General features: G+C 66.1%; 17 protein-coding genes. 7 read left to right on the plus strand and 10 right to left on the minus strand.

Translation table 11 applies throughout. The annotated features are described in order from the left end of the window. Position 1: 1 nt before the first annotated feature. On the minus strand, positions 2 to 1,039 hold the full coding sequence (locus tag K1T73_RS14865; protein ID WP_220601449.1) for a serine protease: 1,038 nt from the start codon (positions 1,037 to 1,039) through the stop codon (positions 2 to 4). A 264-nt stretch (positions 1,040 to 1,303) separates the two neighbouring features. On the opposite strand from K1T73_RS14865, the gene K1T73_RS14870 reads away from it, so the two are divergent. From K1T73_RS14870 to K1T73_RS14885, 4 genes are read left to right on the plus strand one after another with little or no spacing between them, the layout of a single operon-like run. Further along, positions 1,304 to 8,422, plus strand: a complete 7,119-nt coding sequence (locus tag K1T73_RS14870; RefSeq protein WP_220601450.1) for a hypothetical protein — start codon at positions 1,304 to 1,306, stop codon at positions 8,420 to 8,422. Beyond that, entirely contained in the window at positions 8,403 to 10,235 is a 1,833-nt protein-coding gene (locus tag K1T73_RS14875; protein WP_220601451.1) for a hypothetical protein, read from the plus strand. Before K1T73_RS14870 ends, K1T73_RS14875 begins: the two co-directional genes overlap by 20 nt. Continuing rightward, complete coding sequence (locus K1T73_RS14880) at positions 10,232 to 10,810, plus strand: SCO family protein (RefSeq protein ID WP_220601452.1); 579 nt, start codon at positions 10,232 to 10,234, stop codon at positions 10,808 to 10,810. The genes K1T73_RS14875 and K1T73_RS14880 overlap by 4 nt, the downstream gene beginning before the upstream one ends. Further along, entirely contained in the window at positions 10,807 to 12,081 is a 1,275-nt protein-coding gene (locus K1T73_RS14885) for a hypothetical protein (RefSeq protein WP_220601453.1), read from the plus strand. The genes K1T73_RS14880 and K1T73_RS14885 overlap by 4 nt, the downstream gene beginning before the upstream one ends. 32 nt (positions 12,082 to 12,113) lie before the next feature. On the opposite strand, the gene K1T73_RS14890 is transcribed toward K1T73_RS14885, so the two are convergent. The 6 genes from K1T73_RS14890 to K1T73_RS14915 form a co-directional block, all read right to left on the minus strand. Beyond that, entirely contained in the window at positions 12,114 to 13,151 is a 1,038-nt protein-coding gene (locus K1T73_RS14890) for an FUSC family protein (protein ID WP_220601454.1), read from the minus strand. Between the two features lie 3 nt (positions 13,152 to 13,154). Continuing rightward, entirely contained in the window at positions 13,155 to 14,249 is a 1,095-nt protein-coding gene (locus K1T73_RS14895) for an HlyD family secretion protein (protein WP_259400290.1), read from the minus strand. Positions 14,250 to 14,351: 102 nt separating this feature from the next. After that, entirely contained in the window at positions 14,352 to 15,674 is a 1,323-nt protein-coding gene (locus K1T73_RS14900; protein ID WP_220601455.1) for a cytochrome c, read from the minus strand. A 12-nt stretch (positions 15,675 to 15,686) separates the two neighbouring features. Next, on the minus strand, positions 15,687 to 17,456 hold the full coding sequence (locus tag K1T73_RS14905) for a GMC family oxidoreductase (protein WP_220601456.1): 1,770 nt from the start codon (positions 17,454 to 17,456) through the stop codon (positions 15,687 to 15,689). A 3-nt stretch (positions 17,457 to 17,459) separates the two neighbouring features. Continuing rightward, the gene (locus tag K1T73_RS14910; protein WP_220601457.1) at positions 17,460 to 18,161 is read right to left on the minus strand and encodes a gluconate 2-dehydrogenase subunit 3 family protein; all 702 of its coding nucleotides are present in this window, start codon (positions 18,159 to 18,161) and stop codon (positions 17,460 to 17,462) included. A gap of 213 nt (positions 18,162 to 18,374) precedes the next feature. Beyond that, positions 18,375 to 20,651: an adenosylcobalamin-dependent ribonucleoside-diphosphate reductase gene (locus tag K1T73_RS14915; protein WP_220601458.1), complete on the minus strand. Its 2,277-nt coding sequence runs from the start codon at positions 20,649 to 20,651 to the stop codon at positions 18,375 to 18,377. Positions 20,652 to 20,907: 256 nt separating this feature from the next. Between K1T73_RS14915 and gap the strand changes: the two genes are divergently transcribed. Further along, positions 20,908 to 21,909: a type I glyceraldehyde-3-phosphate dehydrogenase gene (gap, locus tag K1T73_RS14920; protein ID WP_220601459.1), complete on the plus strand. Its 1,002-nt coding sequence runs from the start codon at positions 20,908 to 20,910 to the stop codon at positions 21,907 to 21,909. A gap of 78 nt (positions 21,910 to 21,987) precedes the next feature. Continuing rightward, positions 21,988 to 22,131, plus strand: coding sequence for a hypothetical protein (locus tag K1T73_RS14925; RefSeq protein WP_220601460.1), 144 nt, complete (start codon positions 21,988 to 21,990; stop codon positions 22,129 to 22,131). A gap of 12 nt (positions 22,132 to 22,143) precedes the next feature. Here K1T73_RS14925 and coaD read toward each other — a convergent pair whose 3' ends face one another. From coaD to K1T73_RS14940, 3 genes are all read right to left on the minus strand, one after another. Further along, positions 22,144 to 22,644 carry a pantetheine-phosphate adenylyltransferase gene (gene coaD, locus K1T73_RS14930; RefSeq protein WP_220601461.1) on the minus strand — a complete coding sequence of 167 codons (501 nt, stop codon included), beginning with the start codon at positions 22,642 to 22,644 and terminating at the stop codon, positions 22,144 to 22,146. A 119-nt stretch (positions 22,645 to 22,763) separates the two neighbouring features. Then, positions 22,764 to 23,198 (minus strand): CBS domain-containing protein, encoded by a 435-nt coding sequence (locus tag K1T73_RS14935; RefSeq protein WP_220601462.1) that lies wholly within the window; start codon positions 23,196 to 23,198, stop codon positions 22,764 to 22,766. 56 nt (positions 23,199 to 23,254) lie between these two features. Further along, positions 23,255 to 24,184, minus strand: coding sequence for a LysR family transcriptional regulator (locus K1T73_RS14940; RefSeq protein ID WP_259400291.1), 930 nt, complete (start codon positions 24,182 to 24,184; stop codon positions 23,255 to 23,257). Positions 24,185 to 24,278: 94 nt separating this feature from the next. Between K1T73_RS14940 and K1T73_RS14945 the strand changes: the two genes are divergently transcribed. Further along, a complete protein-coding gene (locus tag K1T73_RS14945) occupies positions 24,279 to 25,778 on the plus strand; it encodes a CoA-acylating methylmalonate-semialdehyde dehydrogenase (RefSeq protein WP_220601463.1) in 1,500 nt (499 codons plus the stop codon). Positions 25,779 to 25,947 lie beyond the last annotated feature (169 nt).

The following is a 25,947-nucleotide window of genomic DNA, read 5'->3' on the forward strand; positions in this document are numbered from 1 at the left end:
GCTAGGCGACTTCCCAGGCGGTCTCCCACGGGCCGGCTTGTGCCACGGCAGCGCCGTCGAACTTGACGCCCGCGTCTATCATACGGGAATCCGCCGCGATATCCGCGGACGGCACGGCCCAGTTCAGCCCGTCACTGTTCCCCCGGAAATGCAGCCCGACCACGCTTCCGCCTTGCAGGTCCACGACCGGCGATCCGGAATTGCCGGTCAGGGTGGAACTGTCATGTCCCAGCGCTCGAACCGTCTTGCCCTGGAAGGTCTTGACCTCGACGGCGTCGATGAAGCCGGGCGAGACGTGTTTGCTGTCGAATGCGCTGATCAACTGCTGCTGAACCGCGACATCCTCGTCCGGGTTCAGGGCCGGATAGCCGACGATGGCGACCCGGCTGTCGAGCGTGGACGCCGCATCGCCCACCGAAAGCGCCAGCGGATCGACCCCGTCCAGCCCTCCCTCGATCCTCAGGAGCGCGAGATCGAACCAAGGATGGATCATCGCGATTTCGGTGATGGTTCTCGTGGAACTCGGGTCGCTGTCCCAGCGATCCCGCTCCCGGCAGAAATTCACCCGCGCCGAATAGCCGAATCTCATGAAATTCCCGATTCCCCGCACCGACATCGAGAAAACATCCGCCACGTGCCGATTCGTCAGAATCAGGTCCTCCGCCACGAGGAAACCGCTGCCATAGGATTTGAACTCCGCCCCGGAACTGTATTCGATGCGCCCCGTTGCCCTGCACGCCGCCTCGAGCGTGCCTTGCGCTGCGTCTTCGTTGAGGTCGAGCCAGAGCGGATGGTCCGTCTGTTCCGGTCGATCGTCTACCACGGGGATCGCGGGCCGCAATTCGGGCGATATGATAGAAAACAGAATGAGTTGCTCGGGCTCGTCCAATGTTTCTCCAGCCCGGAACCGTTCCACGACGCGCTCCAGTCGCGCGACGTCGATCTGCTGAAGCCGTCGGCGCGCGACCAGCTCTCTGGGCCGGGTGCCGCCCACCCTCTTGAGAATGCGTTTCTGATGTTCAAATCGGCGATCGGCCATGACCGTTTCCTTCAATCTGAAATAAGTTTCTTTGTCGCGAAGCGATTCTCGCGTAACGTGTAAGCATACCACATCGAGCAGGTCGTTCTGCCTCCCATCCGCGCGCGGCCGGGAGGATCAAATCCTATACCCTCGAGGTATGTCATGACCCGATTCTCGCCGAATTTATTTCGTCTGTCCGCCGCTCTTGTCATAGTGTTTTCAACATCTTACGGAAAAGCGGCTACCGCCGCCGACCAAGGCGCACCTTCCGCAATGGAATGCGTGGCACAACATGAACAATTCTCCGATCTGGATCTCGAGCGGACCGTCTGCGCCGATGTCGTCGCGCTGGATCAGCTTCTGGTCTACAACCGATTTGGCTCGTTCAATCCCTACGGAATGATCTTCGCGCTCCGGCGCGATGTCGCCCCGATGAGCAAACTGCCCGAGCATATCACGGCTGACGCATGCGATACGCTTCTGGGAACCGAGGCCGGAGGGGGCGTGCTCGAGCCCGGCAAAGTCCGGCTGAAGGATTGCAAGCGCCCACGGCCGCTGACGCTGCGTGCGAATGTCGGCGATCTGCTGCATGTGCGGCTGGACAATCTTCTGCGCGAGAGCGCGCCGGGGATCTCGGAAACCTTCTGCCGCACGCCGGAAAACGAAAGCAGTGGAGTGCTGAGGCGCCTGCGGGATTGGGTGAGCCGCGGCGACGAGACGCAGGTCGGTCATGGCGAGGCCCTGTGCGACGAGGCGAAGCTGCCGCAAAGTCCCGACCCGACGGCCGAGGGCGGCGACTGGCCCGCGACGCGCACGGTCAATTTCGCTATCCAGGGGTTGCGCGCCGTCGTGCCGGGTGGCGGCACGCCGGATGACCGCTGCGTCGGGCTGAAACCCGTGCTGCAGGGCGATCCGGTCGACTGCTATTACGCCGTGCTGCGCGAAGGACCGTATTTCCTTGCGTCGACGGCGGCGCCATCGGGTGGCGAGGGCGACGGGGGATCGCTGACGCACGGGCTTTTCGGCGCCGTCGTGGTGCAGCCGTCCGACACCGACTGGTATCGCAGCCAGGTCAGCCGGGCCGCTTTCGACACCGCCTGGACGGTCAGCCGGCTGGGCGATGGCCGGCTCGACGCCGTTTCGGATGCCGGCGATTTGTCTCCCTACGAGGCGGAAGACCCCGACACCGACGTTCCCATCCTGAACATGCTCCAGGAAATCGAGGACGACGCATATCAACTCGTTCATAGCGACCTCAACGCGATCATCCACCGTCCGCCGGGCAACCGGGACGATGACGATGACGAGGATGGGGATGACGATTACGCCGCGCGCGAGAAGAACGGCGAAGAGGGGAAGGACGACGACGATGATGATGATGATGACGACCGGGATTCCGGTGACGACGGCGACGAGGGCGTCGTCTATCGCGAGTTCTCGGTCTTCTTTCACGACGAGCTCAAATCCTTCGTGACCCGCAACTACGAGGAGCTCGGCCTCTTCGCAGAAGGGCAACTGGCCGGGGTGAAGGACGGGTTCGCGATCAATTACGGGGCCAGCGGCATGGGGGCGATGGTCGTCGCCAACCGCAAGGGCATCGGACCCGCCGCCGACTGTATCGAATGTCTCTACGAGGAGTTCTTTCTCACCTCATGGGCCAACGGTGATCCCGCCCTGCTGGAGCAATTCAGCGACGATCCCTCCAACGTCCACCATTCCTACCTCAACGACCCGGTCGTTTTCCGAAACTTCCACGCCGGGCCCAAGGAAACCCACGTCTTCCATCTCCACGCGCATCAATGGTTCAGCGGGAACGACACGAACCGCGGCGCCTATCTCGACTCCCAGACGGTCGCGCCGCAGCAGGGGTTCACTTATCGCATCTATGGCGGCGGCATGGAGATCTACCGTCGCGGGCAAGACGGCGAAGGCGGCTGGTACGACACGCTGGGATCGGGCAATCGCAACCGGACGGTGGGCGACTCGATTTTCCACTGCCATCTCTACCCCCACTTCGCCCAGGGCATGTGGGAGCTTTGGCGCGTCCACGACACGCTGGAAGACGGCAGCCGGAAACTGCCCGACGGTCAATCCGAACCGGGCCTTTCGCTGGCCGAGATGGCGCAGGAGGTCCGCGCCATGAGCCGGCCCGGCTCGGTCGATCCCGTGACCGGTGCATGGAACGCGCCGCAAACCGACGCGGACGGCGAGCCGGTCGCGCGGGCGCTCGGCACTCCGATTCCCGCCATCGTGCCGCTTCCGGGTCAGCCCTGGCCCGTGCTCCCCACCTATGGCGACCCCGACACGCCCGCGGATGCCGAGGTCGTCGATGCGATGCCGGGCTATCCCTTCTACATCGCCGGGCGCCCCGGCCATCGCCCCCCGCAGCCGCCGATGGACATCGCCCGCGACCCCGTCGACGGACCCGGTGACGAGTTCCTGGACGGCGGGCTTCCGCGCCACGTGGTGGCCTCGGGCAACCGCAAGTTCCCCTTCGATATCCCCGACCTCGCGCCCGACCCGACAGCTGGCTCGCTCGAAGAGGCCTGGAACGGCGGTGCGAAATCCCCGCGCGAGATCCGGCAGGAACAGATCGTCGCCAAGGCACTCGCCCTGGGCGACATGTCCATGAAGATCGACACGATGACCCTCGACCTGCTCGAGTATGACGGCACCCCCCTCGAACGGGCGGCGATGGCATTCCACCACGACGGCGCGGGCCTGACGCTCAAGGCCGCGGACGGGTCTCCCACCACGTTCGACCCGACCGGGGGTGGCTACGCGTCGCCCGGCGGGCTCTACGCGGTGAACGGGGCGCCGGGCAAACCGGGCGCGCCCTATGCGGATCCATGCGGCGCGCCGGATTCCTACGCCAATGTCTCGGCCTCCGGCGGCACCTACGAACACCAGGGGCGCACCGTCTTTTTCGTCGATGGCGATGTGGATCTGACCACCACGGTGATCGCCGAAGCCGACCGCAAGGAAGCGACCGCGCTGGAGGTGACGCGCTGGGTGAGACGCCTGGCGCCGGATGCCGCGCCGGCAGACCGGCCGAGGCTTTACACGGTCGATGCGGGGGGCGACCAGGTCGAGATCACGGGGCCCGTGCAGATCGCCGAGGCCGATCCCCTTGTCGCCGGCACCGACCTGGCCGGGATCTTCACAGCCGAGCCCGCGGTTGTCGGCTACCGCCGTTACGAGGCGTCGGCGGTGCAGCTCGACCTCGTGACCAATCGCGCGGGCTGGCACGATCCGCAGGCGCGCATCAACGTGCTGACCGCCAATTCCGGCGGATACAAGGACGACACGCCGGCCGGTGAAGGCCGGATATCACCCGTCATCAGCGCAAGCGAAGAGCCTTTTTTCTTCCGTGCCGTCTCGGGCGAATGCATCGAGTTCCGGCACACCAACGAATTGCCGAAAGAGCTCGAACTCGACGACTTCCAGGTCAAGACCCCGACCGATACGATCGGACAGCACATCCATCTCGTGAAGTTCGACGTCACCTCGTCCGACGGCTCCGGCAACGGGTTCAACTACGAGGACGGCACCTTCGCGCCCGACGAGATCGCGCTGCGGATCTGCGCGGCCAAGAACGCGGGCATGAGCACCAATCCGAACCGCGCGCCCTCCGCGCTGGAACTGCGCGAACTCGATGGGCTTTGCGTACAGGAGGATGGCGTCTGGCATGTCGCGGATGATTTCAAGGATATCTGGAGAAGGGAACTCCAGGCCGGCGAGAACCGGAAGCTGTTCCAGACCACCGTGCAGCGCTGGTTCGCCGATCCGATCCTGAGCGCGACCCGCGCCGATGGCGAGGGCGACGGCATGGCCGACCGGACGCTCAAGACCGTCTTCAGCCACGATCATTTCGGCCCCTCCTCCATCCAGCAACACGGCTTCTACACCGCGTTGGTGATCGAGCCGCAGCGCTCGCGGACCTGTCCCCCGGACAGCGCCGGGACCGGGACCGGATGCACCGATCAACGCAACGACCGCGCCCTCGTCGTCGCGGACGACCGCGACGTGGGTGTCCGCAAGGTGATCTTCGATCCCGACGCGGTCGACACGTTCGACCCCACGCTGCTTGATCCCGATGTGCTCGCATCGCTGGGCGGACCGGCCAGCATCGAGGACCGGACCTACCGCGAATTCGCGCTCGCCGTCGCCGATTTCGCGCTGCTCTACGATCCACGCGATCAGCTCACCGTTGCCGAATTCGAGGATGCCCTCGCACCGGAGCCGGGTCTCGGGGCCGACGAGCAGGAGGGCCATTCGTTCAAGGGCATGGGCACCCTGGTGTGCGAGGCCACGTACCAGGGCGATCCCGAGAAGCTCAAGGATGTCTGCGGCTCCGCGATCGAGGTCGATGGCTCCCGGCCCGACGTTCTCTTCGCGCCGGGCGGGAATGCCCCACCGGCATGGATCGCGAACGGTCGAGCAGGCGACATCAAGGGCGTGGCCGGCCTGCCGGACCATGACCTTTCGCCCGGCGCCGCCATCACCGCGAGCGAGCTGGAGGGTCTGAGCGCCCATATGCTGGCCTACCGGCAACGGGCCGCGGGACATGATCCGCAGGCCAATCCCGATGCGCCGCTTGCCAAGCCCGTCGTCGCACCGCAACGCCCCGAAAGCATATCTGTCGACCACCATGACCCCTATCTCGTCAACTACCGTGGCGAACCCATACCTCTGCGCATCGGCGAAGGCGCTTCGGCCAGTGAAAGCTGCGCGCTCAAGGCGCCCGAAGACTGGGTGTCGGACCTTCAGACCGGCGTAACCGACACCTGTTCGGTGCGAAAGCAGCGCGCGGGCGACGCAGGCGACATGGCGAATGTCTTCCTCTCCCAGGTGCATGGCGACCCTGCCACGCCGATCTTCGAAAGCCTGTCCGGCGACAAGGTGCAGTTCCGCCTGATCCAGGGTGCGCAGGAAGTTCAGCATACCTTCAAGCTCGAAGGCTACACTTGGCCCCGCCACGTAGATCAGTCCTTCCCGACCGGTTTCCCCGGCCTCGACGACATCACCCCGGACGGAACGCTCACCCATGCCTGCGCGCGCCTGGATGCCGCGAGGTCGGGCCGGCCGGACCAGTATTCCACCTGGCTCCGCCTTGGCCCCGATGCGTTCGCGGACGGAAGCGATCACGACTACTGGTCCGAGCACGAGAGCTTCCTTGCCGAATGCTTCAACGCGACGGGCCGCATCCCGGCACAGGAAGTCGGCATCTCGGAGCATTTCGAGTTCCAGGGCGTGTTCCGGCAGGAGGCGTCCGGTCTCGAAGCGGCGCAGGCCACCGAGGACCGCCCCTCGGACACGCTTCTGCATTTCGGCTCGATCGACGCGCTCTGGAACGGCGCCTGGGGCATCTTCCGGGTTCACAAGAGCGCCGCGGAAACCGGGCTCGTCGCTCTCGAGGGCGGCAGGGAAAGCGCGCTCGGACCGGACACCTTCCCGGCCACGCAGGTCTTCGGCTGTTCGCAGGACGCTCCCCGCGTTCACGCCGCCGCCATCGCCATCGAAGCCGGCACAGTGTTCGGCCAGCTTGCGGAAGCCGGCGATTGGGGCACTCCTTACGGTCCGCGCCATTTCGACCGCAACGGCCTGTTCCTCGCCCTTGTCGACCCGCGTATCCTTCTTGATCCCGACGATCCGGGTTCCGTCACACCGTCGGAACTGACCGATACGCAAAGCTGGCAGGATATACCGCTCGCCGTCATCAAGACGGCCATCCTTGACAAGTATGATCGCCCCGAGCCCTTCGTCCTGCCGCTCAACGCGGGCGACTGCGTGAAGCTCGTCGTTCTCAATGCCTTGCGTGACACGGGGGAAGGCGATCCAAGCGGGCTCCCGGACGATCTCGGTGATGCCCGGATGCCGCCCATCGTGCCCTTGAACGTCGAACCGGTATGGCAGCAGATTGCTGGCGGCGAGAACAGCCCGGCCACGTATGAGCAGGTCGAAACGGTCAACATCCGCCCGTCCTCGCGTCTGGCGCTGACCATCCCGCTTCCGATCCTGAACCATCGCCAGAATGTCTCGACACCCTTCGGCGGTAACGGAACGTGGGCGCTTGCGGGGATATCCCCGGACCCGGACGCGACCTTGTCGCTCTGCAACGTGCCGGGCGGCGGTGGCGCACCGGGCGCCTGTATCGACCAGCCCGACCAACCGCGGGAGAGCCAGATAGAACTTCTCACGTTCTATGCCGGGCGAGCCTCGGCGCCCAAGGATCTTGATTTCGATCCGCTGCCCGGAGTGTCCGACGCCTTCGAACCCGCATTCACCTCCGGCGATCCGGCCTGGACACAGATCCGGTCGGCCGCCGAAGCCGAGGGCTTCGCGGCATTCGGCGAAATCAGCCCAAGCGAACAGCCGGATGCCGTCTTCCGCGTTGCCGGCCGCCCGGTGGATATTGGTGTCCTGGTGATGACGGGCGGCACGCCCCAACCCCAGGTCCTGCGCAACGTCCTTCCCGCCGGGCTACACCCCGCCCTGCAATCCCTGCTCGACGACCTGACGGACGAGGCCGAGGCCGAGATACGGGACCGCGTCCACTTCATCCCCTACGCCTATGGCGCCCTCCCCATCCAATCGGTCGGCGACATCGTCGGTCACGCGACGCACGGCCTATTCGGATCGGTCAACATCATGCCGCAAAGCGCGCGCCTTCAAAGCGGACAGACCCTCACCGAGATCTCGCCGAATAACTTCGTCGTCGCACCCGTGGCGTCAGCGCCGGTCTGGAGCAGCCGCATTGAAACCACGTTCGATGGGGAACAGCACCAGATCCGTCAATTCACCCTGTTCTGGCAGGATGGCCTGAACCTGCGCGACAGCGACTCCGCGGATGTGTTCAACGGCTTCCTGCCGCCGGGTGAAACCACGCCCACCACGCCGCAACTCGTCGCTGAGTGCGAGGTCTGCGACGACAGCTACGACCTCGGCGACCAGGGCGTGAACTACCGCAGCGCCAGTTTCGCGCGCGAACTTCGCGGCGTGAACGGGAACGGGCCGACGGTCGAGCGGCACTACAATCTCAACGCCCTGGATTTTGGCGACGGGGTATTCCGCGCCGACGCGGCCACCCCGGTCCTGCGGGCCGAGGCCGGGGAGGAGGTCGTCATCCACCTCGTCCACCCCGGCGGGCGTGCGCGGCAACGCGCCTTCGTGACGGTGGCGCAGGATTACGACGATCTCTTCCCGGGCTTCGGTTTTCCGCATTCCGCCCTGCTCGCGCCCGGCAAGTCGACCACGGCCAGCCTGACCGAGGTGATGCGCGAGGGATGCTATGTCTGGTTCGACGGGCCGCTGCACCTGCGCTCGGGCGGCACATGGGGGCTGCTCGACGTTGTGCCGGCGGGAAGTATCGGGGATGCGGATGTCACAAGTTGCCAATAAAACGGCCACGCTGCTGCTTGCCGCACTGATCGCCCTGCCGACCGTCCCAGGCGGTGCAGCCGCGCAGGACGCCCGCGCCAGCCTCGCCGCCGCGCTGGACTTCTTCGACCCTGTGACGCGCCGGTCGATCCGGCCCGAGGCCAACATCCCCTTCGGCGTCCGCGTCTCGCTGACAGATGTCACGACCGGCCGCGCGCCGCGTGGCCTGACCCTGGCCGGCTGGGTCCGACCGAAAGCCGCCGGCAATTCCTCCTGCGAAGCGGCGGCCCAGGCGTTTCGGGTCACGTCGCAACCGCCTCTCGGATCATTCGATCTCAACGGCATCCTCGTCGTCACGATGAACGAGGACGCAAGCATCGGTGTCATCGATCCGAAACTGAACCTTCGGTCGTCCAACATGATCGCCGCGGCCAATCTCGATCGGCTGCCTTCGGCCATGGCGGTCGATCCGCGCAGGTTCAGCGCCCATTTCGTGACCTCCGGGCAGACAGGCCTGGCTTCCGTGTCGCTCCTCACCGGAGAAACCGATCGGCGGTTCGAGGACATGCCCGCACTCTCGGACGTCGCCGCCAGCGCGGAAAGCGGCACCTGGGTCGGGCGCATGGACGGCGTGATCTTCCCGCTCGACGCGCCCCATGGCCTGCGGCCGGTCGGCGAAGGCCCCGTGTCCCTTCGCACCGCGGCAGAGCCGGAAAGCCCGCTTCTGGCGGCGTTCACGTCGATGGGCGGTCTGCTCGTGTTCGACGGTGCGACGGGCACCACGCTGCTCGATCTGCCCCGCATGACCCCGCTCACCGACGTCGCCTTGCTCGCGGAAGGGTCGGTCATCGCGCTTCCCGAAGGGGGCGATCTCGCCCGCATCATCTATCGCGACGCACCGGATCGCCCGGTTGACATCCGCTTGGGCTTCGGGGCGCGCCGCATCGTGGCCAGTCCCAGTGGCCGCCACGCGATTGCTTACGCACCCGGCGGTCCCGCCGCGGTCATAATCGACGTCGCAAGGGCCGCAGTCGTCCAACCCCTGCAACTGACCGATGGCGTCCTGAGCGACGTGGCCTTCACCGACGACGCCGCCTACCTGCTCAGCCTCGATGGTGGCTTTGCCGGGCTGATCGACCTGGCCTCGGTCGCGCCCGGCCGGGCCGCGCAGATCCGCAAGATCGACCTCGCCCGGAAATCCGACCGTCCCCACGCGGGCGCGGGATTGCTCGTGCCGCTCTGGCCATCGCCACAGGTCATCGCGGTTTCGCCAGAGACGCAGACCGGGTGGTTGCTTCACGACGATCAGGCGGTCGGGGAAATGCCCCCGATGGATTCCCTGCGACTTCGCGGAGGCGTGCCGGCCCGCGTCGCCGTCATCGACCGCAGCCTCCGGGAGACGGAGCCCGGCGCATTCGAAACCGTGACCTCCCTGCCCGGCGGTCAGCAAGAGCTGGTCCTCACGACCGGCATCGGAGGCATGACCGCCTGTCTCGATTTTCGCGTGCGTGGCCCGTCCGCCACCACCAGTGTCGATCTCATCACCCTCGACCTCGAGACCGGGGGCGCGCACGTCGTCCCCGGCAAGGACGTCGAGCTTTCGCTCACGTTCCGCGACAGGTCGGGCGACGTCATCCGGGTCGAACACGCCGAGTTCCTCGTCGCCAGCCTGTCGTCCTCCTGGATGGGTCGGATGATCGCCCGGCGCGTGCCCGACGGCTCGCTCAAGGGACAGGTCCGGTTTCCGCATCAGGGCCCCTATGCCCTTCACCCGGTCGCGCTGCCCGAAGACCTGCAACTGAAAAGCGCCATTCTCATCGAGGTGCCGTCATGACCCGCAAGATACTCCTCCTCGCCACGCTCGCCGTCGCGTCGATGGCCGCTCTCGGCGCCGCGATCCACGCGGCGAACCCGCGAGCGCCCGAGAATTTCCGCGAAGCCAGCATTCAATTGCCCAACGCGGACATGCTCGACGCGGCCGCCCGCCCCTTCGCGCTGCGCGACGACATCGAGCAGGACGCGATCGTCGTGATCAACTTCAGCTACACGACCTGCGATTCGATCTGCCCTCTCGGCAACCAGATCCTTCAGTTCGTTGATGACCGCCGGCACGAGGTCACCCGCCCGGTTCACCTTCTGACCATAACCATCGACCCGGCAAGCGACACGCCCGACAAGATGCGCAGAACTGCCGAGGCCTTCGGTGCCAGCGAAAACTGGCATTGGCTGACTTCGTCCCCGGCCGTGATCGCCGATATTCTCGAGGCCGCCGATGCCGATGTGACCGACATCGAGCTTCACGATCCGGTCTTTCTCGTCGGCGAGATGGAGACGGGCCGCTATTTCCGCTCGCTATCCATGCCGGACGCGGATGAAATCCTGGCGATGCTCGGCCATTTCGATGCATGAGACGGCTGTGGACCGCGATACTGGCCCTTCTGCTGGCCCATCCGGTCGCCTCAGACCCGCTTCGCGAGGGGCGCGCGGTGTTCCTCGGCCTGCCGGACGCGCCGGGCCAGGTCGCGATCGGGCGCGACACGGCACCGGTCGCGCGCTTCCCCTGCCATTCGTGCCACCGCCGCGACGGGCGCGGTGGCGGCGAGGGGGACGCTCCTCCGATCGCCTGGGAGGAGTTGACCCGGCCGACCGCCGCGCGTCCCGCCTACGATCCCGAAAGCTTCGCCCATCTGCTCGCGACCGGCGAAACACCCTCCGGCCGACAGCTCAGCCGCCTCATGCCCAGCTACCTGCTGGAGCCCGAGGTCATCGCGGCGTTGATCGGATATCTCGGCGCGCTCACCGCCGAGCAGAAAACGGGGATCCATCACGACCGGATCATCTTCGGCGTGCCAGTCGACGCCGAGAACCCGGCAAGCGGCCAACGTCTCGCTCGGGCTCTCGAGACCGCGCTGGCCGCGAAAATGCCCCCCAACGGGCTGCATGGCCGCCACGTGGAAATTCGCCCGCTCGTCGGGACGGCGCAGGAGATACTGGACCTTGGCAAAACCGAGGTCGTCGCGATCCTCTCGCCCCCGCCGTCCGCGAAGATCGACCTTTCGCGTTTCACCAAGGCAGGCGTGCCGGTCCTCTTCCCCCTCGAGGCCGTGACGGAAAGCACCGATCCCACCCTGCTGCGAAGCCTCTACGCCTCGCGCGAGCGTCTGGCCGAGCGCCTCGTCCAGGGGGCCATCGCCGACGGATGCGACCATCCGCGTATCGCCGCCGAGACCAAGGTCCGCGCCACCGATCTACTGGCCCTATTTCCTGACCGTCACCCTCTTTCCTCCGGCGATACGCCGGATTGCCTGCTCATCACCGGCGGAGACGCCGCTAGGGGTATGCGCGACGAAGCCCGGACCATCTACACGACCGGCGACATCGCGATCGGAACACCGTCGCTGTTCCGAGCCCATCGCGGAAAGATCATCATCGGCCGCCACGAAACCGCGGCCCTCGAGCTTGCCCTGACGAGAAATATCAGCACCACGAGCGCGCACGCGACCCTGGTGTCGGAAATTCTGCACGACGCCCTTCTCGCCGCCGGTCGCGATCTGACCCGGACAAGCCTCCTGTTGCATATCGGCTCCGTCTCCCGGCCCGACCTCGGACTGACCTTTTCGCAAGGTGATGCCTTCGGATCGAAGACCGTCACACTCCAGACCTTCACGATCGCAGACTAGCCTGAGTGCCCGTTAGCGACACCACGGTTTTCCTATGCGGCGCCGTCTGTCACCGTGGCCGCTGCACGGGTCCGCCAGCCCGTCAGGTGATCGAGGATCGCGACGAGATAGGCGGCGGTGAAGGCACCCGCCAGCGTCAGCAGAACCCGGCTGACCACGGCTTGCCCCAGGTCCTGCGTGCTCAGCGCCCCCGCGATCAGCGCAAGAGCCGCCGGATAGGCGTTCTGGTAGGCCATGTGCGGCCGCGGGTCGTGCAATACCTTGGTGCCCACCCAGAGCCCCGCGAGAAAGACGAGACCCAGAAGGATCGGCAGCTTGGGCGACAGCGGGTAGACCGCCACCACCGCCACGGCCAGCGCGCTTCCGTAAAGCGTCGCGCGCATGCGTTGCCGCGCCTCGAAGAAGACCGCTCGCCGCGTCGGAAAGACCAGCACCATCGCCGCCATGATCGCCAGCATCATGTCCGAGGGTGGCATCACCGCGTAGAGCCAGAAACTGAGCGCCAGAAGCACGCTCGCACGGATCGCGGCACCCATCACCGCATCACCGCCCGGCGGGACGGGGGTGTCGACCTGCATCTCGCGTGTGCGCGCGGGTACCAGCGCATAGGCCAGCGGGATCACCACAAGCGCCACCAGCGAGGTTGCGAAGAACGCGTCCCTCAACACCGCAACCGCAGCGCTACCGCTCATGCCCACGACCGAGAACAGCACGGCCATGATCACCAGCAGCATGCCGAACGGCGCGCCGGTGCCCAGGATCATCCCGAAGCCCAGGAAATAGACCAGCCACATCGTCCCCGCATAGACGACCGGCAATGGTTGGAACACGTTCACGAACCACGCCATGAGTGCCGCCATGACACAAACCATGACCGGCGCCGCGATCACCCTGACGGGCGCGAATGCCTTGCGCTGCCCTGCAATCAGCCCGACGGGCAGCGCCGCCATGACCGTCGGCATCGCGGGGTCCAGCAGCGCCACGGCGCCGAAGGACAGCGCCCCCGTCAGGCCCAGCCTGATGCCGTAATGCGGATCGTCGGCGACGCTGGGGCGGGGCGGGACATACATGGCTCAGTGCAGGAAACTGGCCCAGGAGCGCAGCCGTTGCATCCCCCGTGCAAGAAGGGCGAGCGGCCCGCCCTCGCTCTCGGCAAAGATCACCACGTGGGCCTTGCCGCCCACCCGCGCGGCATAGGGCCAGTCCTGCATACCGCCCTCCAGCTCGATCCGCACGGGGATGCTGCGCGCGGGCTCGAACCACGTCTTGGAGGACTGGTTCACCACGAGCCCGCCCTGCACGTTGCGGCCCGGCGCGATCCCCCAGGCAACGCTCTGGACCCGCCCGCGAAATATGCGGCCCGGCAGCGCGTCGAAGAGGACATGCGCCGGATCGCCCGGCTCGACCTTCTGCAACTGGTTCTCGCGCAGGTCCACCGTGATCCAGCCGGCCTCGGCGTCGATGAAGGTCAGCGCAGGATTGCCCGCCGCGATGAACTGGCCTTCGGCCAGCGTCAGGTTGGTCACCGCGCCGCGGTGCTGCGCGCGCACTGTGGTCGAGGCCAGATCGTATTGCGCCTGCTCGAGCTGCGCGGCGGCGGCCTGGAAGGCGGGGTTGTCCTCGCCTTCGGGACCGAGCTGTGCCTGCGCACTCTCGAGGTTGGCCTCTGCCTGGTCCAGCGCCGCCTTTGCCTCGGCCACGGCGGCGCGGGCCTGGTCGCCGCGCGCTGCAGCGACAATGCCGCGTTCCTCCAGCTTGAATGTGCGTTCGGCCTCGGCGCGGGTATTGTCGAGCGCGGTGCGAGCCTGCGTGACGGAAGCCTGCGCCGCCACGATCGACGCGCTCGACGCGTCCACGTTCTGGAGCGCGCTCGCGACATTCGCCTCGGCCTGCCGCACGGCCAGCTCGAAGGGCCGCGGATCGAGCGAGAAAAGCGCATCGCCCGTCTCGACGATGGCATCGTCCGCCACGTGAACCTGCGTCACGGTCCCCGAGACGCGCGGCGCGATCTGCACGACATAGGCCGAGACGACGCCCCGCGCACTGCCGGGCACGCTGCGGTCCATAACCGCATAGATCGCCGCGACGACGATCAGCAGGAGGATCACACCGACCGCAACGATCCGTGCGCTCGTGGGCCGACTGGTCGGGGTTGTGGCTTCACTCAAATCCGGTCCTCTCGCGACGCCGCGCCGCACGGGCCCAGATTACCCAACCCCGCAGCGCGCGCAAATGCAATCGCGTGTAACCTTGCCGCTGGTCGTTTCGCCTCAATCGGCCTCGGCGCCGCTCTCACGCAACCCTGCGACCGTATCCGCATCCACGGGGGGCGCGGAGTTGCTCCACCCGCTGCGCACGAAATTCGCCAGCGTCGCCACCTCGTCGTCCGACAACCGGTCGGCAAAGCCCGGCATGCGCAGACGCATGGGTCGTATCTCGGTCGATGGCGTTTCCGCACCGTGCAGGATGATATTTATCAGGCCCGTGCCTCCCGGCGCGTTGACCAGCGAATTGCCATCGAGTTCGGGAAACACCTCGTTCCCGCCCAGACCATCGACGAAATGGCAGGCATTGCAGTTGTCGAGGTAAAGACGCGCGCCCAGATCCATATCCGGATCGGCGGAGGCAAGCAGCGCCTCGGTCTCGCCCGACGTCTCGGGGCGCGCCCGGGGGGTCTCCGGCGCGGGACCATCGCGGCCGATATGGCGCAGATACGCGACCATCGCGGCGACATCCTCGTCAGTCAGATATTGCAGGGATTCGCCCACGACCAGCTTCATTTCACCGCTCACGCCGGCATGGTTGTTGCGCCCGGTGCGCAGCCAATGGGCCAGTTGCTCGGCGGCCCATTTCTGGGGCGCGCTGTTCGGCTCGCGCAGGTCGGGCGCGTGCCACCCGGCGATCTCCCCACCGGCCATGAACCGGTCATCCGCCGCCGTGTATCCCGCCTGCGCGAAGAGAGCGGTGCGCGGGCTGTGACAGGCGCCGCAATGGCCCGGCCCTTCGACCAGATAGGCGCCGCGATTCAGCTGCTCGTCATCGAATTCCGGCGTGAAGCCGGCCTCGCCCAATGCCACCCATTTCCACGCCCGAATCCCCCAGCGCTGATTGAAGGGGAAGGTCAGGTTGGTCTCGGTGACCGCATGGCGCACCGCGGGAACCTCGTCCATGAAATACGCGTAAAGTGCGCGCACGTCACGCTCGCTCAGCTTGCGGTAATTGGCATAGGGCATGGCCGGGTAGAGATGTTCGCCATCCTTGCCGATGCCGTCGTAGAGCGCGGCGCGGAACTGGTCCAATGTCACGCCGCCGATGCCGGTGTCCGGATCTGGCGTGATGTTGGAGGAATATATGACACCCATCGGACTTTCGATCGCCCGCCCGCCGGCAAAGCGTTCGCCCCCCTCTGCCGTGTGACAGGCGGCGCAGTCGGCCAGTTGCATGGCATATTCACCGGCGCCCTCCGGCACCTCGTAATCGGCGGGCAGATCGGCTTGCGGCGGCGTCGTCTGAACCGGCCAGAAGATGAACGCGGCCAGCGCCACGATCCCGACAAGGACAAGCGCGGGCAGAATGCGGAGAAAAGTCTGCATGATCGTATCTCCTCAGACCAGGGGCCGCGGATTGGTCAGGTAATCCTTGCGGATGGCATCGCTTGCCCAGTAGGCCAGCGCCCCGACGACGCCGGTGGGGTTGTACTGGATGTTCTGCGGAAACGCCCCTGCCCCCATGGCGAAGACGTTATGCACGTCCCAGCATTGCAGATAACGGTTCAGCACCGAGGTCTTGGGATCCTCGCCCATGATCGTGCCACCCACGTTATGCGTCGTCTGATAGGGCCGGATGTCATAGCGCGCGCCCTCCTGCTTGTAGCCCGAGGCCCACGAGGTGGGGTTCATCGACTGTGCGATGGGTTCGATCTGGCGGCGCATGAACTGGGTCATGCGGATATCGTTGTCCTTCCAGTCGAAGGTCAACCGCATCAAGGGGCGGCCATGCGGATCCTTGTAGGTGGGATCGAGATCGAGATAGCAGTCGCGATAGGCCATGTTCGACCCGTGGCTGCCGATCGACATGGAATGGCCGTACCATTTCTTGATCCCCTCCTTCCAGCCTGCGCCCCATTTCGGCACATCGCCGGGCACGCGCATCGACCGGATCGGCTGCCCGTTGGTCTGGCTGGTGCTGATATAGCTGCCGCCGATGAACCCCTCGGCGGCGAAATCGATCTGGTTGATGGCGTAATCGTCGATGCAATAGCCGTTCGACCCGGCACCGACGAAGGGATTGAATTCCACGTCCTCGAAGAACATCGAGGTGCCACCGCTCATCTGGTAGGCATAGTTCTTGCCGGTCACGCCCTCGCCGGTCCGCGGGTCGTAGGGCTCGCCCAGCCCCGACAGCAGCATCAGGTGGGTGTTGTGCAGCTGATAGGCCGCAAGGATCACCAGGTCGGCGGGCTGAAACACCTCTTCTCCGGCCTCTTCGTCCCAATAGGTGACGCCGGTTGCGGTCTTGCCATCGGCGGCCTTTTCCACCTTCAGGACCTCGCAACGGGTGCGATAGCTGAAATTGGGCCGGCGCTTCAGCGCGTCCAGGATACAGGTCTGGGGGGAGGCCTTGGAATAGTTCAGGCAACCATAGCGTTCGCAGAAACCACAGTAGTTGCAGGGGCCAAGCTGCATTCCGTATTCGTTGACATAGGCCTCGGACGCGTTGGCGGCGGGGCGCGGAAACGGGTGCAGACCCATCGCCTCTGTGGCGGCCTTGAACATGCGTCCGTTCAGGGTCTGGGGCAGCGGAGGCATGGGAAAATCACGCGACCGCGGCGCCTCGAACGGGTTGCCGCCGGGAATGATCTCGCCGTTGATGTTGCCCGCCTGGCCGGCGATCCCGGCCATGTACTCGAACCGGTCGAAATGCGGCTCGAGTTCTTCGTAGGTGACGCCCCAGTCCTGGATCGTCATGCCCTCGGGAATGATGTCCGCGCCGAACTCTTCCTCCACATAGGACCGCAGGCGGAACTCCTCTTCCATCGCGCGCCAGTTGTGGCCGTTCCAGTGGATGCCCGCACCACCAACGCCGTCGCCGGGCAGGAACGACCCGAGCTGCCGATACGGCAGGGCAGTGTCATCAAGGCCGTGCCGCAGGGTGATCGTGGAGTTCCTGGGCTTCTGCATGAAGCCGTAGCGGATGCCGTAGCGCAATTCGTCCGCCACGTCGGGATACTGGAAATCGGGAACCGTGTCGCGATCGGGCCCGCGCTCCAGCGCCAACACCTCAAGGCCCTCATCGGCCAGTTCGATCCCCAGGATCGAGCCGGTCCAGCCCAAACCGACGATCACCACGTCCTTGCGCTTTTCTTCACGTGCCATGGTTCAAGCCCTCTCGCCCGAGATGGAAACCGGCCCCAGCGGATAGGGCACGTCGTCCTTTGACGGGTCCGTCCATTCCAGGAAACTCGCCCGCGCGCCGGGGAACCCGATATGGACCCAGGACGCCATGCCGTGATTGCCGCCGTGACGCGGATCGGCGAAATAGCCTTCCTTCGTATTCTGAAGCAGCAGGGCAAAGAAATCGCGCAGTTCCGGGGCAAGCGGCACGTCGCCCGCCTCCAGCGCGGTCAGCGCGGCGTCCTGCGTGTCCGCGTCGAGATCGGCAAAGCCTGCGCCATGCTCCGAACTGCACCACTCGTTGAATGCCGCGATGCCTCCCCGATACACCTCGGCGGGGCTCAGCGGCGACTGGTATCCAAACAACGGTGCGGCATCCGGCTGATGCGGGCCCTCCATGTACCAGGTGGCGGCCTGCCCGAACTCGCCCGCCATCTCGCGGTCGATGAAGACCGGCACGCGGGTCTCGAGCGCGCCGGGGCCGTCGCCCTCTGACGGGATCAGCCGCGCGGTGGCCGCCATCACGAACGCCCATTCGCCCGCGTCGAAGAATTCGGCCTCATACTGCTCAAGCGGAACCGGCGGCTCCTGCGCGGCAAGGGGCCGGGCAACCGTGGACAAAGCCGCACCGGCGGCCCCGCCCTGGAGGAACTGTCGGCGAGTTGATCGGAAATCGCGGGTGGACATGGAAAAGCTCCTTCGGAGCCGACGCAGGCAGGACGGCGCTGGCAAATTTCTACCAGGCTGCGATATTACGTAACGGAAAGCAACCGGAGGGTGTTCGGTCGCGAAAACCGGGCGTTTCGGCCCGGGGTCAAGTCACGCTTGCCGGAATGTCAAGAAAATCTCCTTGAAAGAACAAATAGTTCTCTCGGCTTACAACTGTAACGCCCGTCCCCGTCACCCGCACTTGCTGTAGCCGCACGCGCCGCAGGTGAGGCAGCCTTCACTCATCCGCATCTCGTACTCGCCGCAGGCCGGGCAGGCGGCGCCGCGGCTGCCGGGAAGGTTCACGACCTCGGCACGCGGATCGGTCTTGAGGCCCATCCCCTCGCCCTCGAGAAAGCCGATACGGATCATGTGCTGTTCGAGAATGCCGCCGATCGCCGCGAGGATCGAGGGCACGTATTTGCCCGCCATCCACGCACCGCCCCGCGGGTCGAACACGGCCTTGAGCTCCTCGACCACGAAACTCACGTCGCCGCCGCGCCGGAACACCGCCGAGATCATCCGCGTGAGCGCCACGGTCCACGCGAAATGCTCCATGTTCTTCGAGTTGATGAACACCTCGAAGGGCCGCCTGTGCCCGCCCAGCACGATGTCGTTCACGGTGACATAGATCGCGTGGCTGCTGTCGGGCCACTTCAGCTTGTAGGTCGCCCCCTCGAGCTCCTGCGGACGGTCCAGCGGCTCGGCCATGTAGATCACATCGCCATCCTCCGATACGCCCACGCCCCGGACCTGATCCGGGGCCTCCTCGGTCTCTCTCACACTCAGCACGCTTCCCGTCACCTCGTTCGGCCGATAGGTCGTGCAGCCCTTGCAGCCCAGGTCCCAGGCCTGCATGTAGACGTCCTTGAAATCGGCGAAGGAGATGTCCTCGGGGCAGTTGATCGTCTTCGAGATCGACGAATCCACCCATTTCTGCGCCGCCGCCTGCATGCGCACGTGATCCATCGGCGCAAGCGTCTGGGCGTTCACGAAATGGTCGGGCAGGGGCGCGTCGCCCATCATGTCGCGCCACATCTGCACGGCGTAATCCACCACCTCCTCCTCCGTTCGGCTGCCGTCCTTCTGAAGCACCTTGCGGGTGTAGGAATGGGCGAAGACCGGCTCGATCCCGCTCGAGACGTTGCCGGCATAGAGGCTGATCGTGCCCGTGGGGGCGATCGAGGTCAGAAGCGCGTTGCGGATGCCATGCGTGGCGATGGCTGCGCGCACATCCTCGTCCATGCCCTGCATCGTTCCGCTGGCAAGATACGGCTCGGCCTCGAACAGCGCGAAGGCACCCTTCTCGCGCGCAAGCTCGACCGAGGCGAGGTAGGCCGCCCGCGCGACCGCGCGCAGCCAGCTTTCGGTCTGCGCCGCGGCTTCCTCGCTGCCATAACGCAATCCCACCATCATCAACGCATCGGCGAGCCCGGTGACGCCGAGGCCGATCCGCCGCTTGGCCTTCGCCTCGGCCTCCTGCTCTGGAAGGGGAAAGCGGCTCGCATCGACGACATTGTCCATCATCCGCACCGCGACGGACACCAGTTCGGCCAGTTCCGCCTCGTCCACCCGCGCGTCCCCACCGAACGGGTCGCGCACCAGCCGGGCGAGGTTGACCGAACCCAGAAGACATGCGCCATAAGGCGGGAGCGGCTGCTCTCCGCAGGGATTGGTGGCCGCGATCGTCTCGCAGTAATGCAGGTTGTTGGCGGCGTTGATGCGGTCGATGAAGATGACGCCCGGCTCGGCGAAATCATAGGTCGCCTGCATGATCCGGTTCCACAGGTCGCGCGCCTCGAGCGTGCGATAGACCTTCCCGCCGAAGCTGAGCTCCCACGGCCCGTCGGCCTTGACCGCCTCCATGAACGCATCCGTAACCAGAACGCTCAGGTTGAACATGCGCAGGCGCGCGGGATCGGCCTTGACCGCGATGAACTCCTCGATATCCGGGTGATCGCAGCGCATCGTGGCCATCATCGCGCCCCGGCGCGATCCGGCGCTCATGATCGTGCGGCACATCGCGTCCCACACGTCCATGAAGCTCAAGGGGCCGCTCGCATCCGCGCCCACACCCTTCACATCCGCGCCCCTGGGGCGGATGGTCGAGAAATCATAGCCGATCCCGCCGCCCTGCTGCATGGTCAGCGCGGCCTCGCGCAGTGCATCGAAGATGCCGCCCATGTCGTCCGGAATCGTGCCCATGACGAAACAGTTGAAAAGCGTGACCGACCTCTCGGTGCCCGCCCCCGCGATGATCCGGCCCGCGGGGAGAAAGCGGAAATCCTCGAGCGCCTCGTAAAAGCGGTCTTCCCACGCCTCCGGCTCCGCCTCGACCGCCGCCAGCGCCCGCGCGATACGCCGCCACGTATCCTCGACCGTGGCGTCGCGGGGCGTGCCGTCCGCGTCCTTGAAGCGGTATTTCATGTCCCAGATCGACTGGGAAATCGGGGCGGCGAATCGGGACATGCGGGGGCCATATCTGGGGTGAACAGAAGGTAAACAGACTACCCCTTGCGGGTGGTCCGGTCAACCGTCCCGCACCGTGCCCGGAGGGTTCCGCGTCCTGAAACCTGCGCCTCCGGCGGGAGTATTTGAGAGCAAGATGAAGCGACGGGGCGGGACAATTTAACGCTAACACCACCCCCGGGCCGCGTTTTGCACCTTTCAGCCTGCGCCGCCCCCCTCTATATCCCGGCCCAAAGCCACCATCGAGGAGCACGCCATGACCATCAAAGTCGGGATCAACGGGTTCGGCCGCATCGGCCGCTGCACGCTCGCGCATATCGCCCAGTCCGGGCGCGACGACATCGAGGTCACGAAGGTCAACGCCACCGGCCCGCTCGAGACCGCCGCGCATCTTCTCAAGTATGACAGCGTGCATGGTCGTTTCACGAACCCGATCGCGCTCGGCGACGGCACGATGGATCTGGGGCGCGGCCCGATGCAGATGTTCTCGACCTACGAGATGGACGAGCTTGACTGGTCGGGCTGCGACGTGGTGCTCGAATGCACGGGCAAGTTCAACGACGGCGAGAAGGCGAAGACGCATCTCGAGCGGGGCGCCGGCAAGGTGCTCCTCTCGGCGCCGGGCAAGAACGTGGACCGGACCGTGGTCATGGGCGTCAACGACGGCGACCTGACCGCCCAGGACCGCATGGTCTCGAACGGCTCCTGCACGACGAACTGCCTCGCCCCGGTCGCCAAGGTCCTGCACGAGGCGATCGGCATCGAGAGCGGGATCATGACCACGATCCACGCCTACACGGGCGACCAGCCCACGCTCGACCGGCGGCACAAGGATCTCTACCGCGCCCGCGCGGCGGCCATGTCGATGATCCCCACCTCCACCGGCGCCGCCAAGGCCCTGGGCGAGGTGTTGCCCGCGCTCAAGGGCAAGCTCGACGGCTCCGCCATCCGGGTGCCCACGCCCAACGTCTCGGCGGTAGACCTTACCTTCGTGGCGTCCCGCGAGGTGACCGAGGCGGAGGTGAACGCCGCCGTCGAGGCTGCGGCCTCGGGCCCGATGAATGGCATCCTGGGCTACGACCCCGAGCCCAAGGTCTCGATCGATTTCAACCATACCGAGGAAAGCGCGATCTTCGCGCCCGAACAGACCAAGGTGATCGGCGGCCGACTGGTGCGCGTTCTGGCCTGGTATGACAACGAATGGGGCTTCTCCGTGCGCATGGCCGACGTGGCCGTCGCGATGGGCAGGCTTGGCTGAGGACCGGCGCTTCTTGCGCGGATGCGTCCCGTCGGGCATACCCGGCGGGACGTTTCGCATCCGGGGGGCGCCCGCGCCATGACCAACCGCATCGCGCTCGCGCTCGGGCTCATCATCTTGGTCCTTCTGGCCCTCGACCGCAGCTACCAGGACTGGGCCGGCACGCTCTTCGTTGCGCGCAAGTTCGCGGACATGATCGAATGGCTGGCCTTCTGGCGGTAGATCGAGAAGGCCCTACGCCGACCCGTCGAATTTCTCTCGCAGCGCCTCGCGCACGGCCGGCGTCACGAACTTGCGCACGTCCCCGCCCAATCGCGCGATCTCCTTCACCAGCTTGGATGCGATCGCCTGATGTTCCGCGTCGGCCATCAGGAACACCGTCTCGACCCCGTCATCGAGCGCGCGGTTCATGCCGACCATCTGGAACTCGTACTCGAAATCACCCACCGCGCGCAGCCCGCGGATCATGATCTGCGCGTTCACGTCCCGCGCGCAGTCGATCAGCAGGTTCTCGAACGGGTGCACCACGATCTCGATGCCCGTCTGCTCGCCGAGCTTGGCGCATTCCGCCTCGATCATCGCGACCCGTTCCTCGAGGCAGAACAAGGGCCCCTTGTCGCGGTTGATGGCCACCCCGATCACGAGACGGTCGACCAGGACCGCCGCCCGCCGGATGATGTCGATGTGGCCCAGCGTGATCGGGTCGAACGTTCCGGGGTAGAGGCCGATGCGCATCTGGTCGCTCCGTTTCGATGGTCCGGCGCAGGCAACACCGAGACGCCCCGCATTGCAAGGGGCCACGCCCGGAAAATTCCGGGTTTCCGGGGGTGAAGCCCGTCACGATGCCCGGCGCGTCACCGCCCCATGATCATCCCTTCGAGCGCGTCTTTCTCCATCGAAAGCTGGCTCAGCCGCGCCGACACCACGTCGCCGATGGTCACGATCCCCGCCAGCTTTCCGTCCTCGACGACCGGCATGTGGCGAAAGCGGCCCTCGGTCATCCGCAGGAGCACCTGGTCGGAGGTATCCTCGCGGCTGCAACAGACCGGGTTGCGCGTCATCAGGTCGGCCACCTTGTCCTCGAGACAGGTGGCACCCCGTGCGGCCAGCGACCGCACGATGTCGCGCTCCGACAGGATGCCCTCGATCGAGCTGCCATCGGTCGATACCACGAGTCCCCCGATCCGGCGCTCCGCGAGGATCGCCGCGGCCTCGGAAATGAGCATGTCGGGCGTGGCCGTGATCACCTTGCCCCCGCCCTTGCCGCTCAGTATCTGGCTCACAAGCATAGCGTCTCTCCCTCGTGGTTGCTGGGTGTCAAGCGTCGTGCATCCCCCCCCACCTGTCAAGCCAGCGCCTCGAGCCGCGCCACCTCCCGCCGCATGCCCTCGGCCAGCGCCGCCGCGAACCGGTCGAGCCGCTCCAGCCGCAGGTTGTCGGCATGCCGGATGAGATAGAAGCTGCGCGTCAGGCTCACTTCGTGGGTCAGGATTCGCTCCACCCCCGGCGCCGAGGGAATGGCGAAGTCATGGACCACGCCCACGCCTGCGCCCTGCCGGATCCAGTTGAGCTGCACCGAGACCGAGTTCGAGGCCAGGTGCACCGCGTCAAGCCCCGCCTCGCTCAGGTAATCGAGTTCGCGGTCGAAGATCATGTCCTGGATGTATCCCACGATCCGGTGCCGCGAGAGGTCCCCGAGGGTGCGAATCGGCGGCGCGGCGTCGAGATAGGCGCGCGAGGCGGCCAGATGCAGCCGGTAATCGGTCAGCTTTTCGACCCGAAGCCGCCCCGCCGTCGGCGCGCTTACGCCGATCGCCATGTCGGCCTCGCGCTTGGACAGGTTGAAGACCCGCGGCAAGGCCACGATCTGCACCTCGAGATCCGGGTTCTGCGCGGCGATCGCGGCACAGACCTGCGGCAGGAGGAAATTGGCCGAGCCATCCGGCGCCCCCAGCCGGATCTGCCCCGTGAGCTGTCCGGCCTCGGCATCCAGTTCCTCGAAGGCGCGCGCCATCTCTTCCTCGGCGCGCGCGGCCTGCGCCATAAGGCGCTGGCCCTCGGGCGTGAGCGCGTAACCCTGCGGCGACCGCGCGAAAAGCAGCGCACCCAGGGCGCGCTCCAGCCGGGCGATGCGCCGGCCCACGGTCGCCGGATCGACCCGCAGGCTCCGGCCTGCCCCGGTCAGGCTCTCGGCCCGCGCCACGGCGAGAAACACCTTCAGATCGTCCCAGTTCGGTCTCGCCATCCGCTCTACCTCCACACGTGCGTCTTGCATTTCTGCAAGACCCCTTTTGATGCATTGCCTCTTTTCCTGTCAATTCTGCAACGCTACCTTCTGCGCGACAGTTCTCGAACCGAGGAGACCGACCATGCAGGACCTTCATCATTTCATCGACGGCAAGCGGACCAAGGGCAATTCCGACCGCTTCTCCGACGTCTACAACCCCGCCACCGGCGAGGTGCAGGCACGCACCCCCCTCGCCACCGTGGCCGAGCTCGACGCCGCAGTCGCCTCCGCCGCCAAGGCCCAGAAGGAATGGGCGACCGTCAACCCGCAGAAGCGGGCGCGGATCATGATGGAATTCGTCCGCCTGGTGAATCGCGACATGGACAAGCTCGCCGAGGCGATCAGCCGCGAACACGGCAAGACCCTGCCCGACGCGAAGGGCGACGTGCAGCGCGGCATGGAAGTCGTCGAATTCTGCATCGGCGCGCCGCATTTCCTCAAGGGCGAGTATTCCGGTGACGCCTCCACCGGCATCGACATCTATTCCATGCGCCAGCCGCTCGGCGTCGTGGCCGGTATCACGCCCTTCAACTTCCCCGCCATGATCCCGATGTGGAAGATGGGCCCCGCCCTCGCGGCCGGCAACGCGGTCATCATCAAGCCCAGCGAACGCGATCCCTCCTGCCCGCTCATGCTGGCCGAACTCTGGCAGGAAGCCGGACTTCCCGATGGTCTTTGCCAGGTCGTCAACGGCGACAAGGAGGTCGTGGACGCGATCCTCGACAACGACACGATCCAGGCCGTCGGTTTCGTCGGCTCGACGCCGATCGCGCAATACATCTACGGCCGCGCCTGCTCGAACGGGAAGCGCGCGCAGTGCTTCGGCGGCGCCAAGAACCACATGATCATCATGCCCGACGCCGACATGGACCAGGCGGCGGATGCGCTCGTGGGCGCGGGCTACGGCGCCGCGGGCGAACGCTGCATGGCGATCTCGGTGGCGGTGCCGGTGGGCGACGAGACCGCCGACCGCCTCATCGAGAAGCTCGTGCCGCGCGTCGAGAAGCTCAAGGTCGGCCCCTACACCTCGGATACCGAGATGGATTACGGCCCCGTCGTCACCGCCGAGGCCAAGAAGCGCATCGAGGGCCTCGTGCAATCCGGCATCGACCAGGGCGCCGAGCTCGTCGTGGACGGACGCGGCTTCTCGCTCCAGGGTTATGAGGACGGCTTCTTCGTGGGGCCCCACCTCTTCGACAAGGTCACGCCCGACATGGACATCTACAAGCAGGAGATCTTCGGCCCGGTCCTGTCGACCGTGCGCGCGGGTTCCTTCGAGGAGGCGCTCAAGCTCGCCTCCGATCACGAGATGGGCAACGGCACCGCGATCTTCACCCGCGACGGCGACGCCGCCCGTGAATACGCGGCCCGTGTCAACGTGGGCATGGTGGGCATCAACTTCCCCATCCCCGTTCCGCTCAGCTACTACACCTTCGGCGGCTGGAAGAAATCGGGCTTCGGCGACCTCAACCAGTATGGCCCCGATGCCTTCCGCTTCTACACCAAGACCAAGACGGTCACGTCCCGCTGGCCCTCCGGCATCAAGGAAGGCGGCGAGTTCCACTTCAAGCTCGCCGACTGAGCGCCGAAACCGTCCCGTCCGATCAAGGGCCCTGCCACGCGCGGGGCCCTTTTTCCTTCCTTCATCCCGCCCAGATATCTCCGCCCGCTGCCGGCAGGCGCGCACAACCGCAATGAGGGGAAGCGCGGAAAGTTCGCGCCAATCGTCTTCGACTGCCCCGCCGGCGCGA

The organism is Roseovarius sp. SCSIO 43702 (assembly GCF_019599045.1).
In the GTDB taxonomy this organism is placed as follows: Bacteria; Pseudomonadota; Alphaproteobacteria; order Rhodobacterales; family Rhodobacteraceae; genus Roseovarius.

Coding starts and splice junctions, on each gene's coding strand:
- K1T73_RS14880 (WP_220601452.1), top strand. CDS start 10,232: ATGACCCGCAAGATACTCCTCCTCGCCACGCTCGCCGTCGCGTCGATG.
- K1T73_RS14875 (WP_220601451.1), top strand. CDS start 8,403: ATGTCACAAGTTGCCAATAAAACGGCCACGCTGCTGCTTGCCGCACTG.
- K1T73_RS14925 (WP_220601460.1), top strand. CDS start 21,988: ATGACCAACCGCATCGCGCTCGCGCTCGGGCTCATCATCTTGGTCCTT.
- K1T73_RS14935 (WP_220601462.1), bottom strand. CDS start 23,198: ATGCTTGTGAGCCAGATACTGAGCGGCAAGGGCGGGGGCAAGGTGATC.
- coaD (WP_220601461.1), bottom strand. CDS start 22,644: ATGCGCATCGGCCTCTACCCCGGAACGTTCGACCCGATCACGCTGGGC.
- K1T73_RS14885 (WP_220601453.1), top strand. CDS start 10,807: ATGAGACGGCTGTGGACCGCGATACTGGCCCTTCTGCTGGCCCATCCG.
- K1T73_RS14905 (WP_220601456.1), bottom strand. CDS start 17,456: ATGGCACGTGAAGAAAAGCGCAAGGACGTGGTGATCGTCGGTTTGGGC.
- K1T73_RS14865 (WP_220601449.1), bottom strand. CDS start 1,039: ATGGCCGATCGCCGATTTGAACATCAGAAACGCATTCTCAAGAGGGTG.
- K1T73_RS14915 (WP_220601458.1), bottom strand. CDS start 20,651: ATGTCCCGATTCGCCGCCCCGATTTCCCAGTCGATCTGGGACATGAAA.
- K1T73_RS14890 (WP_220601454.1), bottom strand. CDS start 13,151: ATGTATGTCCCGCCCCGCCCCAGCGTCGCCGACGATCCGCATTACGGC.
- K1T73_RS14945 (WP_220601463.1), top strand. CDS start 24,279: ATGCAGGACCTTCATCATTTCATCGACGGCAAGCGGACCAAGGGCAAT.
- gap (WP_220601459.1), top strand. CDS start 20,908: ATGACCATCAAAGTCGGGATCAACGGGTTCGGCCGCATCGGCCGCTGC.
- K1T73_RS14910 (WP_220601457.1), bottom strand. CDS start 18,161: ATGTCCACCCGCGATTTCCGATCAACTCGCCGACAGTTCCTCCAGGGC.
- K1T73_RS14940 (WP_259400291.1), bottom strand. CDS start 24,184: ATGCAAGACGCACGTGTGGAGGTAGAGCGGATGGCGAGACCGAACTGG.
- K1T73_RS14900 (WP_220601455.1), bottom strand. CDS start 15,674: ATGCAGACTTTTCTCCGCATTCTGCCCGCGCTTGTCCTTGTCGGGATC.